Annotated in this window: 13 protein-coding genes; 5 read left to right on the top strand and 8 right to left on the bottom strand. The window is 67.5% G+C overall.

Annotated features, from left to right (window positions below; genetic code table 11):
• Positions 1–68 precede the first annotated feature (68 nt).
• Complete coding sequence (locus HV826_RS12020; RefSeq protein WP_176417150.1) at positions 69–953, top strand: LysR substrate-binding domain-containing protein; 885 nt, start codon at positions 69–71, stop codon at positions 951–953.
• 7 nt (positions 954–960) lie between these two features.
• Here the strand turns inward: HV826_RS12020 and HV826_RS12015 are convergent, their stop codons facing one another.
• Entirely contained in the window at positions 961–2,505 is a 1,545-nt protein-coding gene (locus tag HV826_RS12015) for an aldehyde dehydrogenase family protein (RefSeq protein ID WP_176417149.1), read from the bottom strand.
• Between the two features lie 287 nt (positions 2,506–2,792).
• Here HV826_RS12015 and HV826_RS12010 point away from each other — a divergent pair, with 287 nt between their 5' ends.
• The 3 genes from HV826_RS12010 to HV826_RS12000 all read left to right on the top strand — a co-directional run bounded on the left by HV826_RS12010 (position 2,793) and on the right by HV826_RS12000 (position 6,353).
• On the top strand, positions 2,793–4,136 hold the full coding sequence (locus HV826_RS12010) for a serine/threonine-protein kinase (protein WP_176417148.1): 1,344 nt from the start codon (positions 2,793–2,795) through the stop codon (positions 4,134–4,136).
• A 186-nt stretch (positions 4,137–4,322) separates the two neighbouring features.
• The gene (locus tag HV826_RS12005) at positions 4,323–4,928 is read left to right on the top strand and encodes a GNAT family N-acetyltransferase (protein ID WP_176417147.1); all 606 of its coding nucleotides are present in this window, start codon (positions 4,323–4,325) and stop codon (positions 4,926–4,928) included.
• A gap of 402 nt (positions 4,929–5,330) precedes the next feature.
• Entirely contained in the window at positions 5,331–6,353 is a 1,023-nt protein-coding gene (locus HV826_RS12000) for a hypothetical protein (RefSeq protein ID WP_176417146.1), read from the top strand.
• Positions 6,354–6,459: 106 nt separating this feature from the next.
• Here HV826_RS12000 and HV826_RS11995 read toward each other — a convergent pair whose 3' ends face one another.
• Together HV826_RS11995 and tnpC are read right to left on the bottom strand one after the other, a co-directional pair.
• The gene (locus tag HV826_RS11995) at positions 6,460–7,359 is read right to left on the bottom strand and encodes a hypothetical protein (protein WP_176417145.1); all 900 of its coding nucleotides are present in this window, start codon (positions 7,357–7,359) and stop codon (positions 6,460–6,462) included.
• 562 nt (positions 7,360–7,921) lie between these two features.
• Positions 7,922–9,382: an IS66 family transposase gene (tnpC, locus tag HV826_RS11990; protein WP_176417144.1), complete on the bottom strand. Its 1,461-nt coding sequence runs from the start codon at positions 9,380–9,382 to the stop codon at positions 7,922–7,924.
• Between the two features lie 932 nt (positions 9,383–10,314).
• On the opposite strand from tnpC, the gene HV826_RS11985 reads away from it, so the two are divergent.
• Positions 10,315–12,498: an excinuclease ABC subunit UvrA gene (locus tag HV826_RS11985; protein WP_255207880.1), complete on the top strand. Its 2,184-nt coding sequence runs from the start codon at positions 10,315–10,317 to the stop codon at positions 12,496–12,498.
• 95 nt (positions 12,499–12,593) lie between these two features.
• On the opposite strand, the gene HV826_RS11980 is transcribed toward HV826_RS11985, so the two are convergent.
• The 5 genes from HV826_RS11980 to HV826_RS11960 all read right to left on the bottom strand — a co-directional run bounded on the left by HV826_RS11980 (position 12,594) and on the right by HV826_RS11960 (position 18,084).
• Positions 12,594–13,376: a cyclopropane-fatty-acyl-phospholipid synthase family protein gene (locus HV826_RS11980; RefSeq protein WP_176417142.1), complete on the bottom strand. Its 783-nt coding sequence runs from the start codon at positions 13,374–13,376 to the stop codon at positions 12,594–12,596.
• Positions 13,377–13,521: 145 nt separating this feature from the next.
• Positions 13,522–14,376, bottom strand: coding sequence for an SDR family NAD(P)-dependent oxidoreductase (locus tag HV826_RS11975; protein ID WP_217917241.1), 855 nt, complete (start codon positions 14,374–14,376; stop codon positions 13,522–13,524).
• Positions 14,377–14,429: 53 nt separating this feature from the next.
• Complete coding sequence (locus HV826_RS11970; protein ID WP_176417140.1) at positions 14,430–15,785, bottom strand: DUF1501 domain-containing protein; 1,356 nt, start codon at positions 15,783–15,785, stop codon at positions 14,430–14,432.
• Entirely contained in the window at positions 15,782–16,588 is an 807-nt protein-coding gene (locus HV826_RS11965) for a hypothetical protein (protein WP_176417139.1), read from the bottom strand. The genes HV826_RS11970 and HV826_RS11965 overlap by 4 nt, the downstream gene beginning before the upstream one ends.
• Entirely contained in the window at positions 16,585–18,084 is a 1,500-nt protein-coding gene (locus HV826_RS11960) for a DUF1585 domain-containing protein (protein ID WP_176417138.1), read from the bottom strand. The genes HV826_RS11965 and HV826_RS11960 overlap by 4 nt, the downstream gene beginning before the upstream one ends.
• Between the last annotated feature and the right edge of the window lie 65 nt (positions 18,085–18,149).

Genomic DNA, 18,149 nt, shown 5'->3' with positions numbered 1-18,149 from the left:
CCCGCGGGCCTCGATTGGTACATTCGTTTGTTCCCATGGCTTCGATAGGCAGCGCCTATGATTGCGCCATGGAACTGCGCCACCTCCGGTACTTCTCCGCCGTCGCGGACACCCTGCACTTCGGGCGAGCCGCCAGGCGCGTCCACGTCTCACAGCCCACGCTGTCACAGCAGGTTCGCCAGCTCGAGGAGGAGCTCGGCGCGCCCCTCTTCGAGCGCGCCCGGAGCGGCGTGCGGCTGACGCAGGCGGGCGAGCTGTTTCGCACCTACGCCTCGCGGGCGCTGGAGGACGTGGACGCGGGCAGGGTCGCCGTGGGCGCGCTGCGGGGCCTCACCACCGGCGCCCTGCGCGTGGGCTACCCGCCCAGCATGCGCGGCGTCGTGTTGCCCGCGCTCTCCGCCGTGCTGCGCAAGCACCCGGGGCTGGTGCTGAGCGCGGAGGAGGCCGTGGTGCGGCGGGTGGAGCGGCGGCTGGCGGATGGCCGGCTCGACGTGGGGCTGGGCTACGCCCCCGCGCGCTCACCGGACCTGGAAGCGGAGCCCGTCTTCGACAGCAAGCTGGCGCTGGTGGTCGCCAAGGGACATGCCCTGGCGAAGCTGGAGGCCGTGGGCGCCAAGCCCCTGGCCCAGGAGCCCTTCGCGCTGCTGTCCCAAGGGCTGCGCGTGCGCGCGCGCGTGGATGCATACTTCGCCGCCCTTCGGATTGCCCCGCACGTGGCGCTGGAGTCGAACGCAGTGGCCACGGTGCTGGCCACCGTCCGCGCGGGGCTCGCGGTGACGGTGCTCCCGGAGCCTCAACTCGCGGAGGCCGCGGGGCTGGTGGTGAAGCGGCTCTCCCCCGCGCCCCGGGCCGAGCTGGCGGCGCTCCTGTGGCGAAGAGGGGCGCCGCGCACGCCCGCCGCGGAGCTGTTCGCGGACGAGGTGCGCGGCGCCAGACGCCCGAGCAGACGATGAGCCCGCTTCAGCGCGTGTCGGGGAGCTGCGTGTACTCGTGGAAGTTGCCGTGCAGCCGCTCGCCGGGTTCGCCCTCGGTGACGGCCTGGACCAGGTACCTGCCGCCCACGAAGCACCCCTTCCACGAGCCGCCGATGCCGCCGAAGACCTCGTCCCGGTCGCCGCGCGAGCGCGGGGCGTTGTGGCCCACCTTGAAGGCGCGCAGCTCGGTGGAGATGCGCTTGCACGTGTCGGGCTCATCGCAGGCGATGGAGGCCACCAGCGAGCCGTTGGACACGTTCATCTCCGCGACGAGTTCCTCCTCGCTGTCCACGACCACGAGCGTGTCCACGGGGCCGAAGGGCTCGCCGTGGTAGAGCTTGCAGTTGCGCGGCACGTGCAGCAGCGCGTGCGGGGCCAGGTACGCGGAGACGTCCTGGTCCGGCAGGAAGCGCTCCGAGTCCAGCCGCCCGGCGAAGAGGGGCACGGCGCCGCGGCCCTCCGCCTCGCTCATCAGGCCGTGCAGCTCCTCCACCTTCTGGCTGTTGATGAGCGGGCCGAAGTCCAGCGCGGGAGGCTCGCCCTCCGGCGTCTCCGCCAGCAGCGGGTGCCCCACCTTCAGGGCGGAGACGACGGGCAGGTACGTCTCCAGGAAGCGCGGCATGAGGCTCCGCTCCACGACGAAGCGCGGGTACGCGGTGCAGCGCTGCTTGCCGTACTCGAAGCCCTTCTTGAGCTGCTTCGCCAGCCCGTCCCAGTCGCTGAAGTGCCAGATGCCGTAGGCGTTCACCCCCTCCATCTCCAGCATGTAGCGCTTGTTGCGGTCATAGAGGCTGGCCGCGATGTCCCGTCCGTTCGCCTTTCCGCCCACGAAGGACAGGCAGGCGATTTCGGGGTTGCGCACCAGCGCGTCGCTGAGCTGTCCGCCCGAGCCGCTGATGAGCGACACCGGCAGCCCGCAGCGGCGCGCGAGCGCCATGCAGAGCGTCAGCGAGTAGAGCCCACCATCCGTGGGCGTCTTGGCGATGGCGCTGTTGCCCGAGAGCACCTGGACCAGCACCGCGTGGACCAGCACCGACAGCGGGTAGTTCCACGAGGCGATGTTGGAGATGAGCCCCAGCGGACGGCGGCCCTCCACCATGGGCTCGATTTGGGCGACGTACCACTCCACGCCGGTGATACAGCGGTCCACGCTGACGCGGGCTTGAGGCACGGGCTTGCCAATCTCCCAGGCCAGGATGAGGGCCAGCAGCTCGCGCTGCTCACGCAGCATGGCCAGGCACTGGGTGACGCGCTCCTTGCGCGCATCGAGGTCCTGGTGGGCCCAGCTCCGCGCCTCCTTGGCGGCGGCGCTCGCGGCGGCACGCGCGGTGTTCGCATCAATCATGGGCAGACGGCCCAGGACGGTGCCGTCCACCGGGGACAGGTAGGGCTTTCCCTTTCCGGGCTGCCCCCACTCCCCCGCGATGAGGTTGAGCACTCGCCCAGACGGGTCGAAAGCCTCGGGAACGAGCGCCCGGATTCGACGCTCCAGATTCGACCACTCCGCGTAAGCAGGCACCGCACTCGCCATGGGCACGCCCTCCCCCAGTAGGAGACCAGGCCGACACTCCACCCGGCATCGGCTCATTGCGTCAAGGTGATGGCCAGTGAGGCGCGCGGCAACCGCCGCCCCGAGGCCACGGGTTGCGTCGCCTTTCGCGCGCTGCGCCTCCTGGATTTCTTCCCAGCGCGCAGAACTGACCTGGCAGATTCCGGTGCAAACTAACTACCCAGCAAGTAGCCTCCATCTGCATGGGGCTCCCTTTCCTGAATCCGGCCCGCCTCCCGCCAGGGACTCGGGTGGGCCCGTGGCGCCTCATGGACCTGAGAGGCAAAGGCACCTATGGCGCCGTCTACCGGGCCCGGGACTTCACGGGCATGAACACCGTGGCCCTCAAGCTGGCCCTGCATTCCCGGGATGAACGCTTCGCGCGCGAGGCCGAGCTGCTGTCGCGCATCCGCCACCCCGCCGTTCCCCGGCTGCGCGCGAGCGGACAGTGGCAACCCGCCAAGGGGCCGCCCCACCCCTACCTCGCGATGGACTGGGTGGAGGGCACGCCGCTCTACGACTGGGCCAGCGAGCACCGCCCCACGTCGCGGCAGGTGATGGCGCTGCTCGCGAGGCTGGCGCGGGCGCTGGAAGCCACTCACGCCGTCGGAGGACTGCACCGGGACGTCAAAGGGCACAACGTGGTGGTGCGCGAGGCCGACGGGCAGGCGTTCCTCATGGACTTCGGCTCCAGTCACTTCGTGGGCGCCGCGACGCAGACGTGCTCGCCATTCCCGCCGGGGACGCCGGCCTACCGCTCCCCTGAGGCCTGGCGCTTCGCGGCGGGTGCCTCCGCGTCTCCGTATGCGCCGGGACAGGCGGATGACGTCTTCGCGCTGGGGGTCACCGCGTTCCGGATGATTACGGGGCGGTATCCACCGTCAACCCACCCCGACGTGGCCGAGTCGCGGTGCTGGCATACCGAAGGGGCACGGGCCCCGTCCCCGCGAGACGTCAACGGGCGCTGCGGTCCGGAGTTGAGCGCGCTGGTGTCGCGGATGCTCTCCCCAGGCTTTCACGCGCGAGGCAGCGCCCGCGAGCTGGCGGAGGCGCTGGAGTCGGCGGTGGCACGGGCGGGCGCGAAGTCGGATGTGCCACTCCTGGTGGGAGGTGCCCCGCGCGCCCGTGCGTCGGCGCAGTGGAATGAACGTTCCTTCCGCTATCGAGTTCGACGGCTCCGGTGGCCGTGGGTCGCCATCATCGGACTGGGAGGGCCCCTGGTGCTGAGCCTCGGCTGGCGACCCCGCGCGGGCGCCTCGGTCGAAGTCGGTCCCCTGCCGACGGCGATGTCCGTGGAGGCAACCGACGGAGGCACGGTGGCGGTGGGAGACAGCGTGTTCGCGGCCCCGGCATCCCCCGTTCAGGCCCCCGTCGCATGGTCAACCATTGGCCTGGAGATGCCACCCCGACCCTTTCCCGGGCAGACCCGGCCAGACGCATCCGGACGGTGCCCACGCAAGCTCCAAGTCCCCATCAATGGTGGCTGCTGGGTGAAGTTGGCCGTCGATAACCTGAAGGACTGCGACGAGGATGGGTATGTCCACAAGGGCGCCTGCTATGGCCCTGCCTTCCCCCCCATGCGCCCCGCAACGTCGAGCCCTACGCGCCATTGAGGAGCGGACCACGGCGCCCCCCCCTGGCCAACAGCCACGCACTGACAGCGCGCGCCGCGAATCGCGCAGCGGAGGAGGCGCCCCGAGCTGACAAGCGCCAGGACCAAGGCGCGCGGAGTAGGGGCCGATTGCCCGCCCCCCACGCCGCTTCGGCGAGGTGCACGGCCGCGACATATCCTGCGGGCGATGGAGCCCACCTACACAGTCACCGCCGTGCGGAACCGGGACGAACTGGAGCACATCCTGGCGCTGCAACAAAAGAACCTGAAGCAGGCGCTGTCCGAGGAGGAGCTGCGCGCACAGGGGTTCGTCACGGTCCAGCACGACCTGCCGGCGCTGGAGCAGATGCACGCCATGGCGCCCAGCATCGTCGCCCACCATGACGGAGCGCTGGTGGCCTACGCCCTGACGATGCCGCGCGAGGCCCGCGCGCTGGCGCCCGTCCTGGAGCCCATGTTCGCGCTCTTCGAGTCGCTCGACTTTCGAGGCAGGCCCCTGAGCGACCACCGCTTCTATGTGATGGGGCAGATCTGCATCGACAGGGCGCACCGGGGCCAGGGCTTGTTCGACCGGCTCTACCACCAGCACCGGGACCACTTCCGGGACGCATTCGACCTCATCGTCACCGAGGTGTCCGCGCGAAACCTCCGCTCCCTGCGCGCGCACGAGCGGGTCGGCTTCGAGACGCTCCACACCTACCGGGACGCGACGGACGAATGGGCCGTCATCGCCTGGGACTGGGCCGCGCCTCGAAAGGACGAGGCGCAACTCCGCGACGCCTCGGGGCGATAATCGCCCTGTCACGGAGGCAACCACCGGAATCCGCCCAGCCTCGAACGCACCACGCCCCGGCCTCCCCCCGGCGCGTCCGCGCGTGGGCTGCGCCGTGAGCCGTGGGCAGAGACGACGTATCAGGTCGAATCCATACGTCAGGAAAAGACAATCATTCATCACCTGTCCGTGTACCAACAAACGTCCGGCCCCCCGGCGTCGGGCAGGGACGCTCCAGGTTGTCTCCCAGGGGAAAAATCACCCTATCGAGACGCGCAGAGGGGCTTGGCCACACTTGAAGTGCGCAGGCCCGGAGACGAATTTGTGACACGGCAATAATCTGTTTCTGGATTGCCAGAAACAGGGGCATTTGGTGTATTAAGCCGTCGCACTTCGTTGTCCCCCCTATCAGGAGTTCCCCCGATGCGTCGTTATGTTGGATCTGCCTTCCTCGCCGCCGGTCTGCTCGTTGGCTGTGGCCCGAGCGAAACCGAAACGTCCACGCAGCAGCCCCAGGAGGAGCAGCAGCAGCAGGGGCTGTTCACGGAGACGGACGTAGACGTCGCCACCGAGTGCCAGGGCATCCTCGGGTTCGTCAATCAGGCCTCGTTCAACACGCTGGACGCGTACCTGCCCAGCAACGTGGTCCACAATCTGGTCAACCGGCGCGCGACGTCGCCGTTCGTGTCCCTGGCGGACATCTCCTCCGTGCCGCTGGTCGGTCCTGCGCGGCTGCAGCAGATCGAGCACGGCGCCCGGGACCTGAACTACATCGACGTGGAGTGCTACGGCATCGCGGATGGGCTGGCCCTGTCGCACGATGACGCGGCGGCCCTCGTGTCGCTGGTGAACAGCGTCAGCTCCACCGAGCTGCACGACATCCTCCCCTACGCCTGGAACGGCGCGCTGAACCTGCGCAACCAGCGCCCGTTCACGAGCGCGGACGCCATCGCGAACACGACGGGCATCGCCGAGGTGAGCTTCCGCAACCTCCGCAACGCGGCCACGCTGAGCCGTCCGTTCGAGGCGCTCATCGCCGCGGTGAACAACCAGCCGGTTTCGCACGGCGGCGTGTTCATGGCCCGCCACTTCGACTGGTGGACGAACCTGCACGGCGGCCAGTTCTACAACTTCCAGATTGACTCGTGCTTCGGCATCGAGCCGGAGCGCGTGTTTGGCGAGCAGCCCCGTCCGTACCTGGCCGACGCCGCCGAGGTCCGCGCCGAAGTCGAGGCCACCATCGCCGCCTCCGAGCGCCGTGTCGCGCTGGATCCGAACGTGAAGGCCGCCGGCCTGGCGAACCTGTACGCCCTGACCGAGGGCCGCTCGTTCTTCGGCTGCTACTACGGCTACTCGCGCGACCCCTGGAGCGGCCACAGCGCGGCGTTCTTCGTCGACACCGTGTCCGGCTTCAGCGTGTACACGGACAGCTACTGGGTGGAGTGATTCACCAGCGCTCCGGACGGGGCTGAACGGCCCGTCCGGGGCGCGGCAGATTTGAAGAAAGCCCCGGGCTCATTCGAGCCTGGGGTTGGCGCCTCCCCGAGTTGCATCAAAGCGGCGCCCCGGGTGAACGGCCCACCCGATTCACGCCTCGACTGATTGAGCCGAACTCCAGGCGGTGGCCGGGCTTTTCGACGCCGCGCAACTCCGCGGACGATGCTCCCGTATCGCGCCCCCCAACGAGGCGCGCAAAGTCCGCGGCCACGGCACGCGTCGCAAGCAGGTGGACACCACTTGAGAGAGCCAGGAGGGCTCCGGCAAACCACGGAGACATGCATCCAGCCTTTGAGGTGGTAGACGCACGTCGCATCAGAGCGCCTGCGATCAGGCCCAAGAGCGCCGCGAAGGCGGCAATCCACTGAGCCGCCTGCAGCGCTGCCCAACGGATGGCAGACACGTCTTGACCCGCCGGCCATTCGACCAGGCCGGTCCTCGCCATCTCCCACAAGAAGCTCGCCCCTGCATGGGATGCAAGCCCCGCGCACGCGATGCTCACGATGGTGAGGGCACACGCAAGGGTTGTCGCCAACAGTGCGCCTCGGGTCCAAGACGCGTCGCGTTTCCGCTCCTGCCCCTGGAGCCCAACACCCCTGACATCCAGAGCCAGGACTGCCCCCAACGAAGCCAGGAGAAGCGCAGCGCCGCCCGCGGCGATGGCCAGCCCCCCCAGGAGGTTTGCGAATCCCGCAGCCACCGTCGATGCGCTACGCGCGCCAGCTCCGTACACCCTTCGCAGGTCGTCGTAACGCCACAGCCACACCATGTGCGCGGACCCGAGGAGCCACGGGAGCGCGACAAGCACCAGGGAGCGTTTGACAGCAGGCCGCTGGTACGCGCCCCAGCGGTAGAAGAGCACCGCGAGCGCCAGCGCGGTGATGAATGGCATCAGCCTGACAATATAGGTGGCGATGGGAACGGGCGGGTAGACGCTCGCGAGAATGAGCTGCATCCCCGATTCACGAAGCCGGACAGTTTCCTGGTGGGCCTGCCACAACCCGTGAATCCCCAGAGGGCCATATAGGAACAGCAAGGGGACGCTCGCGAAGAGCCACCCACGCCATGCACGTGTCTGAGCTACGGCCTGCATGGCGCTGGAGGTTAACACGACTGCGCCAGGGGTAGGCCGAAGGGGGGTGTGCCACGGAGGGCTGGCGGGCAGGCCATCATTGTATTGGCCGCCATCCACCCCATTCATGACGCAGGTATGGACTCCTTCATGCACGTCGCCGCAGTGCAGCGGCTTAATCGGTAGTTGGGGCTCCCGGTTCCATTGACACCCGAAATGTGGTGGAAGGTGCATGGGATGCCTGCGAAATCGGGACAGGCCCACCCGTCTGGTACGACGACTACAACCACCGCCACCCGCACCGCCGGCTGAAGATGAAGTCACCCCGCGAGCTCCGTACTGGTAACTCTCACTCCTGAGCTGTCCGATTTGACGGGGGCAACTCCAGGCATCGTCATCCCGCCCTTCCTAACGGGCCCACTGAACGTCGTAACCGTTCACCGACTCATGCTGCGTGCGCGGGCTGAGGGGCCTCCGCAAGGGGAAGCAGCGAGGGAGGCGGCAGGCTCCGGCGGTGCGTGCGCAGCGTGTCTGTGAGGAAGCCCAGTACGCCCCGCTCTTGCAGTTTGAGCGTGGTGACTGCGGTGAAGATGCGCTCGACGAAGCAGCTGCCCTCGGGGCCTTGCGTCCCGAATGACGTCTTGCGGTACATGACGGCGTGGCGGATGCACTGCTCGCCGAAGTTGTTCGTCGGCTCGATGCCGGGCACGTCAACAAACGTCCAGAGACACTCCTCCAACTTGAGGATTTCTCGTGCCATGCCCGACGTCTTCTTCTCCGCGCGCACCTCGGCCTGTCGCAGCAGTCGGCCCACCGTGCGTCGTACCTTCGTCATCCGCTGCTCGAAATCCTCTCGCGCCAGAGTTCCGTCGCGCACCCGGTGCCGCCACTTGAAGAAGCGGTGGCGCTCGCGCATCAACCGCGTGCCCAGACGGCCGCCCTCGCCGCCTCGGTCGATGAAGCCTTGGAAGTCGCGCGTTATGTGGCTCCAGCAGAGTTGACGCAGCCCCTTGTCATACCAGTCATACCCGCTCCACCTGTCCGTGGTGAGGAAGCCCAGGAAGCCCTCCCCCAGCAGGGCTTTGGCCACCTTGCCGCCGCGACTCCGCGCGATGTGGAACACCACCACCAAGGCCGTGGCGACCACCCACAACCAGGCACGATGGCCCCGGCCATCCTTGCGCCCCTCCACCCATCCCGTCTCGTCCGCGTGGGCCTCGTCGGCCGCCTGCACGTATGCGAGGGCCTCGGCCATCGCTGGGGCCAATGCGTCCGTCATCTCCCCTTCGAGATTCACCACGCTGCCCACCGACAAGTCCACGCCCACCATGTCCGAGAGGGCATCTTTCACCAGTCGTTTGGACAGCCGGTACTTGCCTACCAGCAGACTGGCCAGCGCCCCCAGCCTGTCCCCGAAAGCGCTGCGGGCGTGCGCGGGCACCGGCTGGCGCGTCAGCGTGCCGCACGCGCGGCACTCCAGGGCGTGGCTGCGGTACTCGGTGACGACGGCCGACAACGGCGGCACTTCCACTACCTGGTGGCGGCGCGGCTCGCAATCTCTGCCCTCCAACCGGTGCCCGCAGCCTTGGCACTCCTTGGGCACCAACTCGACGACGTGCTGCACGGCTTCGGGCGGTAGGAGACTTCGCTCATGCTTCTTGTGCCCTGGCTGACCACCGGGGCGGCGGCCCGTGGGCTTCTTCAGCGGACGCGGCGTGCCGGGGGCATCCGGGGAGGGGGGCTTCGAGGAGTTGCTCGAATTGAGATTCAGCCGCTCCTTGATCTGCCGGTTCTCCTCGCGCAGTTGCCGGTTCTCTTCCTCCAGGTGTGCGATGCGCTCCAGCGCCGCTTCCAGCAGCGCCTCCAGCTTCGCAATCCGCGCGTCCCGGGGGTCGAGTTCCGCCACGTGTTGCTGAGCACGGTGGATGAGGGAGACCGGCCCGTTCTCGCACCGACTGGGTGATGGGATCCCAAGTGGAGGCTTCGAAAATGCCATCACGGAGCCGGACCACCAGAGGTCACTCTCGTGATGGGACCCAACTCCTTGACGCGACAGCAGTTTCCGCGAGAAGCGAAACTGATTGCTCCCAGCCTGCGGTTCTCTGGTCGAGTCAGGGCTGCCCGAAGGGCACCGCCGGAGGCGGCCAAGGCCTTGACGCGACTGGGGAACCGTAGTCCCGATGCCATCAACCAGGCGGTTCTCCGGACCATCAACCAACGTGCGCGGCAACACCACGAGTGGCGGTGTGTCACGCCGCGACCAACACCGTCGAGCGCCGTCCCGCCCACCGTCCGCTGCCCCGATGTCTCCTCAAGCAGGCACCAGCCGGTGAACGGTTACTCTGGCGCAAGGTCGTGCGCGCTTCCGCGGGCATCGCCTTTTCCGGTCCGATTGCCAATGCGAGTGGAGTCTCCCCGACACGCCGCGCAGCAGCGGCCAGACAAGCCACAGCGCGAGCAGAGGGACACCGCTTGAGAGTACCAGGAGGGCGCCTGGCAAACCACGGAGTCATTCACCCAGGCTCCGAGGTGGTGGAATCGCGTCGCTTCTGACTCGACTCTCACCTCTTTCGGCTGGGTAGTCCAGGCAGGAAGGCGAGGGCAGATTGATGCTCCCCCCTGCATTGCTGAGCCCCTCCCCTCCATTGCACTGCTCTGCTAGAAAGCGCCACCGTCGTGGCTGGTCACATAGGACGCGGAGGACACCCACCCATGAGCCCCAAGAGCGCCGCCTCTCATTCCACTCCCGCCACATCCTCGCGGCGCGACTTCATCGAAGTGACGGGGGCACGGGAAAACAACCTCCAAAACGTCACGCTCAGGATTCCCCGAGGGAAGTTGACTGTTTTCACGGGGGTGTCTGGCTCGGGCAAGTCGTCGCTCGTCTTCGACACCATCGCCGCGGAGGCTCAACGCCAACTGAACGAGACCTACACCGCCTTCGTCCGCAACCGTCTACCGAAGTATGGCCAACCGGACGTGGACTCCATCGACAACCTGTCAGCCGCCACCATCATCGACCAGAAACGGCTTGGGGGAAGCTCTCGCTCGACGGTTGGCACCATCACCGACATCGCTCCCCTGCTGCGGCTGTTGTTCTCCCGCGTCGGAAAGCCCGCGGTTGGCAACTCCCATGTCTTCTCCTTCAACGATCCGCAGGGGATGTGCCCGGAATGCTCGGGCATTGGAAAGACGACGCAACTCGACCTGGACAATTTCCTGGACCGCTCGAAGTCTCTCAACGAGGGAGCAATCCTCCACCCTGACTTCGCGGTGGGCAAGTGGTACTGGAAATCCTACACACTCTCCGGACACTTCGACAACGACAAGCCCTTGTCGCGCTACACGAAGGACGAGTGGCAGATGCTCCTGCACGGCGAGTCGCGCCTCACCTTCGAATCCGAAGGGGGCCCCATCTACGCCCGGTACGAGGGCATCGTCGACCGCTTCACCCGCCTGTACATGAAGAAAGACCTCCAGGCGATGACGGAGCGCAACCGCGAGCTCTTCCTGCGGGTCGTCAACTTCGCCACCTGCCCGAGCTGTCAGGGCAGTCGGCTGAACGCGCTCGCGCGGAGCTGTAAAATTGGCGGGCATGACATCGGCCAGCTCTCCGCGATGGAGGCCACGGAGCTGGTGAAGGTGCTGTCAGCCGTTGACGACCCGGCCGGTGCGCCGGTGGTGGCCAGCCTGCTGGAGCGGCTGGGCAACCTGGTGACCATTGGCCTGGGCTATCTGAGCATGGACCGGGAATCCGGCACGCTGTCGGGCGGCGAGTCCCAGCGCATCAAGACGGTCCGCCACCTGGGCAGCAGCCTGACGGAGATGCTGTATGTCTTCGATGAGCCCTCCATCGGTCTGCACCCTCGGGACGTGCAACGGCTCAACACGCTCCTCCTCAAGCTACGCGACAAGGGCAACACCGTGCTGGTGGTGGAACACGATCCGGATGTCATCGCCATCGCCGACCACATCGTCGACCTGGGCCCGCGCGCTGGCCAGCACGGAGGACAGGTCGTCTACGAGGGGCCCTACTCGCGGCTCCAGGACGCGGACACGCTCACCGGCCGCTTCCTCCGGCAAGAACTCCCGCTGAAGGTGGAGAGCCGGAAGCGCACCGGAGCGCTGACGGTGAAGGACGCCCGGCTGCACAACCTCAAGGGGCTCACCGTGGACATCCCGACCGGTGTGCTCACGGTGGTGACAGGGGTGGCTGGCTCCGGAAAGAGCACGCTCATCAATGAGGTGTTCGTGGCGCAGCACCCCGGCGCGGTGGTCATCGACCAGTCGGCGGTGAGCACGTCCATCCGCTCGAACACCGCGACCTATACCGGGATGTTGGACACCATCCGACAGCTCTTCGCGAAGGCCAACGGGGTGAGCGCCTCCCTGTTCAGCTTCAACTCGGAGGGCGCCTGTCCCGGCTGCCAGGGGCTGGGGGTCGTCTATGTCGACCTGGCCTTCATGGATGGGCTCAAGTCCATCTGTGACGTGTGCGCGGGCAAGCGCTTCACCGAGGAGGTGCTGGGCCACGAGCTGCGAGGGAAGAACATCGGCCAGGTGCTTGATTTGACAGCGGCCGACGCGCTGGCCTTTTTCAAGGAGAAGAAGCTCCAGCCCACCCTCCAGGCGCTCGTCGATGTGGGCCTGAGCTACCTGCGGCTCGGACAGCCCCTGAGCACGCTGTCCGGCGGAGAGTGCCAGCGCATCAAGCTGGCGACGGAGCTGCACAAACAGGGGGCCGTCTACGTCATGGACGAGCCCACCACGGGACTCCACATGTCCGACGTGCGGCACCTGCTGGAGCTCATTGAGCGGCTGGTGGTTCGGGGCAGCACGGTGGTGGTCATCGAGCACAACCTGGAGGTCATCAAGCGCGCTGACTGGATTCTGGACCTGGGGCTGGAAGGTGGCCACCAGGGAGGCGACCTCCTCTTCGAGGGCACTCCACGGGAGCTCTTGAAGTGCCAGCACTCCATCACCGCCAAGTACCTGCGTCAGCACGTACGAGCCTCAGGCTGAGGCGGATTCAATGCACCTCCGTCCCGACGCCCCCATGGCGTCCGGCCGCGCATGTCGGATGACAGCCGGGGGAGCCCCCCACCGAGGCTCACCGCTCAGTTGGGCCGGGAGGGCCGCTCCGCGGTGGTGATGACGAAGTCCAGCTTCTGGAAGACCCCGGTCTTCTTCGTGTATGCGATATACGCCCGCGTCATCCACCGGGAGACCGGGTTCGCCTTCTCCGCCCGGCGCAGGAGATGGTCGACGAAGGGGTCAAACACCTCCTGGCGGATCGACCGCGCATCCACATTGACAAAGCCCGCCCGCTGGAGCTTCTCCAGGTAGGTGTCCCGCGTCTCGGGCGGATGCAACAGGTCCGCGAGGATGAGCTTCCCCCCGGGCTTCAGCACCTTGTGGGCATTGAGGAAAAACGCCTCGCGGCTGTCGAAGTCATGGGAAGCCTCGACACACGTCACCTTGTCGAAGGCCCCCTCCTCGAAGGGGAGCTCGGTGGCTGACGCCACCCACAGGGAAATCCTCTCACTCCAACCCCGCTGGGTGATGCGCTCCCCCGCCACGGAGAGCTGCTTCTTGCTGATGTTGACCAGGGAGATCTTCGCGGGCGCGAACTCCTCCATCCACAGGAGCGCGTTGTCTCCGAACCCGCAGCCCACATCCAGGATGTTGTCGTCCTTGCCCAGCCGCGCCATTTCCGCGACGAGGCGCGCGAGCGCACGGGAAGCCTCGTCCAGCGACTGCGGCTGGTCCTTCCAGTACCCCATGTTCATGAACAGCGTGTCTTCGGCCACGGACCCGCCCTTGGCCTGCAGGTCATACTGCGCCCGGATCCGAAAATCGTGAAAGCTCCACTTGCGGTAGGCACTGTTCAGAATCGTCATGGACTTCCCTTCCTGAATCGAGCGCGCTCACGGGCAAGCAAAACACCTGAGCTAGAGAAAGTATTGGGGCTGGCGGCTTCGAGTTCCAAGAACAACTGGACTCCGCCTGCGCGCACCGCCCCGGATGAACTGCGTCCCACCGGCCCTACCTATTGGTGGAGGGAAGCGCTGCGCCAGGAATACGGAATCCTTCGGGCTGACGGCCGTCGACGTCCGTGAAGCCGTACTCCCGAGCCAGGTCTCCGGCGGTCAAATCCAGCCCCGTCTTCTCCATCACCCGGGGATCCGCTGCGAGCGCGACGATGGCGCGCCCCAGATACTCGGGGGACTCGGTGGGGCCGAGGTCGAACTTGTCCTTCTCATGAGCCGCCATGACGCGCTCGGTGCGCATGAAGCCCGGAGCGACCGCGACGGCAGCGACCCGGTGAGCCCGCAGTTCCTGGGCCAGACCGAAGGCCATGCGGATGATGCCCGCCTTGGCTACGTCGTAATAGAGGTTCTGCAGATAGGCGCCATAGGCCCACCCCACCGTGTTGACGATGAGCCCCGGATGGTCGACCTCCGGCTTGGAGTCGGGCTTGCGCATCAACAGCGAGGACGCATACCGGGTCGCCACGAAGTGCGCACGCATGCCGGAGACGAACATCCCTTGCCAACGCAGGTCGAGCGGCTGCTCCCAGAATGGCGCATCGAAACCCACCCCGTCGTAGGCCTCATAGCCACCCCAGACATTGTTCACGAGCACGTCAAGGCGGCCCTGCTCGCGCCGGACGCGCTCGAAGAGCGCCTCGACGTCCGCGTCCACCGAGTGGTCCACGCGCACGGCGACACCGCGGCCTCCCCTGCGGGTCACCTCCGCGGCCGTCTCATCCACCGAGCCCGGAAGCCCCTCGGTGCGCTGGCCGCCTTTCGCGCTGCGCCCCGTGACGTAGACCGTGGCTCCGGCCTCGCCAAGCACGTGGGCGATGGCCCGCCCCGCGCCACGGCTCGACCCGGTCACGACGGCCACCCGGCCAGCAAGTCGCGGTGTCTGAGAAGAGGAAGCATGCGCCGTCATGAAGGGTCTCCCGCGGATGAAAGGATGCACTGCAGCACTGAATCGCGCTCGTAGCCTTGCGCGACCGGGTTGCCACCGGCGAGGTGGAGCACCGTGCTGAAGAGCGCGTCAATCTCCATCAGGCGCCGCGCATCCCCCTGGAGGCTGCCGGTGAGGTAGTTGACGGAGACACCGCGGAAGCGCTCGTCCGTGGCCCCCACCGTCACACCCTTGCGGATGCCCCGCCCCAGGAGAACCCAGCTGTTCTCCGGCCAGTGGTCCTTGCCCTGGGCCATGTTCAGCTTGGGGAAGCGTCCCATTTCCGAGGCGATGACAATGGTCGTCTGCTCAAAGAGCGGACCGAAGGCGTTGTGCTCGCGCTTGAGCATGTCCACGAACGCACCGATGTCGTTGAAGATGGGCCGGGTGCGCGCGCTCTGCAGAGCGATGTTGTTGGTGTGCGTGTCCAGCCAGACGCGGGGGGAGCGCACGGTAATGAAACGAGCATGGTTGTGGCGCAGCGCGTGGAAGGCGAGCGCCAGTCCCGGCCCCAGCGGGCTGTCGCGCAAGGTGGTGGCGCGAGGGGCCGAGGACATCAGCCGCTGCAGGTAGCCGGCCTGCCTCAGCCGCTCCTCGTGGGCCGCGAGTTCGTCGGGCCGCGAGCCCAGCAGCCGCCGTGCCTCCTCGATGCGCACGGACTGGAGCTCGTCGAACCACGCCGGTGTCTCGAACAGGGGCCGCTCATCCCCCACCAGCATCGCCACTGTCACGGGGTCGATGCTGAGCCCGCCGGTGGGCGGCATCACCCGGGCCGCCGGGTTGCCCGGCAGCAGGAGCATGTCCAATGGGTGGGCGGACTCATCCGCCGGTCCCGTCTGAATGTGGAGGTGGGCGATGGGAGCACCGCCCGGCAGCGTCTGGGCCGCCATGTCGCCAAAGGGCGGGGAGCTGGCGCCGTGCCGCTGGCGCCCCGCGCGCAGGATGCCCTCCCCGGTCTCATGGGCCACGGTGTTGTAGCGCACGCCATGAACCAGGCACAGGTCCTCGTCGTGCCGCAGGAGGCCCCCCATGAGCGGACCGTAGAGCCGAAGGGCCCCCTTGAGGCGCTCGTCCGCGAGGTAGCCGGTGTCGAGCGCGCCGGCCGTGGCGGGGTCCTTCGCGTCCACGGTCATCACGCTGTCGAAGCCACCATCCAGTGAAATGCGGACGATGTAGTGCGGCCGCACGGGCGTGGCCACTGGCGCGCCGCTGGCATTGGCTGGCCCGGACACCGGGGCCACCTTGCCGGAGCGCAGTCCACAACCGGAGAGCAGGGACAGCCCGCCAGCGCCAGCCAGGGCCTGGAGGAGATCGCGCCGGGAAATCCAGGTCATTGCGCCAACTCCTTCGGAGAGGGAGTCGGAAGCTCCAGCCGGAGCAGGCGAACCCCTGACAGGTAACTGCTACAGAGCGCGACCGAGGCCTCCCGCGGGGAGCCGGTCACGCGCAGGAAGCGGAGAAAGCGCTCGCGCCCCTCGTCCACGTCGGAAGCCGAGGCCGCCTGGCGGAACGTGAGCTCGAACACCTTCCGCACCATCCCCGCCACCGCCGCGGCCGGAGGCGCATCCCCGGCGCGCAGCTCCTCGCGCCACAACAGCCTCTGCGCGGCGGGCCGGCCCTGGTCGATGTCAATGATGCGGGAGCATAGGCCGATGGAGACGACCTGGGGACGCGCCTCGGGAGCGAACTCCCGGTAGGGGGCAACGAGCTCCGCCAGGGCCTCCTCCGACATGAAGGGCCGTGCCACCTCACGGACGATGAGCAGCCAGTCCTCCGAAGTGAGCTGGAGCTGCGTGCGGAGCGCGGGGGGATGCGTCGACTCAGCCAGCAGCGCGGCGATGGCGCTGACGAGCTCCTGACGGTGCCCCGGCCCCAGCGGGGACGGAGGCGGTCCCGGCTTCTTCCACTTCTTCTTCACCACCTCTGGAGAGGGTGGCATCCGGCCTGTCTCGAGCATCTTGTGGATGGCGGACCAGGACTCGCTGTCGCGCACGGGGGGCGGCGTGCTCAGGTCGAACATGCTGTCGGCGTTGTGGCAACCCGCGCAATGCTGCTGGAGGAGCACCGTCACACGCGGAGGCACCTCCTCCGTCGGCGTCGCGGTCAGCAGCAGGAAGAGGAGGCTGGTGGCGTTCATGGGCTTGGGTTCAATGCGAGCGGCTCCGTCTGCGCCTTGCTGAGCAGGATGGAGCGGATGAGGACCTCGACCCGACGCCCGCTCTTGTCGAAGGCCTGCGCCAGCTCGGCCAGGAGCTGGCGCTCCTCCGTCGTGTTGTGAGGAGGCCTGCCGACGAAGTAGGTGAACAGCCGCGCGCTCGCGCACTGGGTGAACTCGGGCTGGCGGGTGACGAGCGCGGCCAGTGCACCGTAGCCCTCACCCGAGCCCCGGAGGTCCTCCGCGCCGTTCATGTAGAGGCGGCCTTCGACCACCTTGTTCGTGGGCACGGAGCCGAAGAGCGGCGGACGCAACCCCACCAGGAAGCCGGCCCCGTAATCCATGGGTGCATGGCACCCGCTGCAGGCGAGCTGGTGGCGCATGGGGGAGGAGTACACCTCGAAGCGCACCCCCGCGTGCTGGTCATGGGTGATGGCGAGCAGCGCATCCCTGTCGACGTTGTTGGCGGGGAAGTCCACGCAGAGGAACTGCGAGAGCAGCAGCAACATGGTGGCTCGGGCCGTGCCCACGTACGTGGACGTGAGCGGAGTGTTCAGGAACAGGCCGCTGCCACGGTAGAGCCCTGTTCGCTCCACCCACTGACCGGGAGCGTCCAGGTCCACGGAGGTCAACATCTCGAGCAGCCGCGCCTCGAGCGCCTTCGAGTAGGGCCGACTGCCCACCAGGGCCAGCATCTCACGCCGCAGGTAGAGGAAGCGCGTGAGGCCCGTCTGCCAGGTGGTGGACGTCGTCATCAGCTCGTCGAACGAGCGCCCCTTCGCCATGAGCTCCGCGCCCGTCTCGGAGATCTCACTCGTCATGGCCTCCATGAGCCGCTGATCCATCCGCGGCGACTCGTCCTCTGGAGGCAGACAGCCGAGCAGCAGTGAGCCACACCCGCACCCCGGCCGCGGAGGCGTTGGGATGGTAGGCTCGGCCTGGCCGCCGCAGTAGCCAACGTCGTCGAAGACGTTCTCTGGACGGTAGCTCTCCCGGCACACCGAGACCCGCTGCCCACGGGCCCACCAAGGGACCACCTCCACGCGCTCGTTGGGGGGGCACGGCGATGCCTTCTCGGGGTGGCCGGCGGGCAGGGTATGCGGCAGGAAATACACCCACCCCTCCCCTTCGCGCACACGCGTCAGCTTGCCCACGAAGAGGTTGGACTTCGCTGGAACATAGACGAGGCTGGTGGCCAGCCTCCGATAGAAGCCCCGGTCGAGCCAGCGCGACATGTGCTCTTCATACAGGCGCGCCGGGCGCTCACCGCGCGCCAGGCGCTCCTCCAACGCACGCCGCTCCTCGATGTCGAGGCGCTGGAGCCGCAACCTCAACGAAAGCAATTGGACGAGTTCGACGACGCCCTGACTGGAAGCGGATTCGGCCGCGGAGGCTGGCGTCACGGCCAGCCCGAACGACAGCACCAGCGCCCATATCAACGCAGATGAAAATCTGGCGGAGCAATGAATTGCAGGCATCGTCGTAAACATTAACAAACCCCTCATCAACAGAACAAGCGAGGCCCGCGGAATTGAAGCGATTT

This window comes from Myxococcus sp. AM010, assembly GCF_013372585.1.
GTDB lineage: Bacteria > Myxococcota > Myxococcia > Myxococcales > Myxococcaceae > Myxococcus > Myxococcus vastator.
The sequence above is the reverse complement of the archived record's forward strand: the minus strand, read 5'-3'. Positions and strand labels throughout refer to the sequence as shown.

Excerpts from the sequence above, each read along its gene's own strand:
- HV826_RS12020 (WP_176417150.1), top strand. The coding sequence starts at position 69 with ATGGAACTGCGCCACCTCCGGTACTTCTCCGCCGTCGCGGACACCCTG.
- HV826_RS12015 (WP_176417149.1), bottom strand. The coding sequence starts at position 2,505 with ATGGCGAGTGCGGTGCCTGCTTACGCGGAGTGGTCGAATCTGGAGCGT.
- HV826_RS12010 (WP_176417148.1), top strand. The coding sequence starts at position 2,793 with ATGGACCTGAGAGGCAAAGGCACCTATGGCGCCGTCTACCGGGCCCGG.
- HV826_RS12005 (WP_176417147.1), top strand. The coding sequence starts at position 4,323 with ATGGAGCCCACCTACACAGTCACCGCCGTGCGGAACCGGGACGAACTG.
- HV826_RS12000 (WP_176417146.1), top strand. The coding sequence starts at position 5,331 with ATGCGTCGTTATGTTGGATCTGCCTTCCTCGCCGCCGGTCTGCTCGTT.
- HV826_RS11995 (WP_176417145.1), bottom strand. The coding sequence starts at position 7,359 with ATGCAGCTCATTCTCGCGAGCGTCTACCCGCCCGTTCCCATCGCCACC.
- HV826_RS11980 (WP_176417142.1), bottom strand. The coding sequence starts at position 13,376 with ATGACGATTCTGAACAGTGCCTACCGCAAGTGGAGCTTTCACGATTTT.
- HV826_RS11970 (WP_176417140.1), bottom strand. The coding sequence starts at position 15,785 with ATGACCTGGATTTCCCGGCGCGATCTCCTCCAGGCCCTGGCTGGCGCT.
- HV826_RS11965 (WP_176417139.1), bottom strand. The coding sequence starts at position 16,588 with ATGAACGCCACCAGCCTCCTCTTCCTGCTGCTGACCGCGACGCCGACG.
- HV826_RS11960 (WP_176417138.1), bottom strand. The coding sequence starts at position 18,084 with ATGCCTGCAATTCATTGCTCCGCCAGATTTTCATCTGCGTTGATATGG.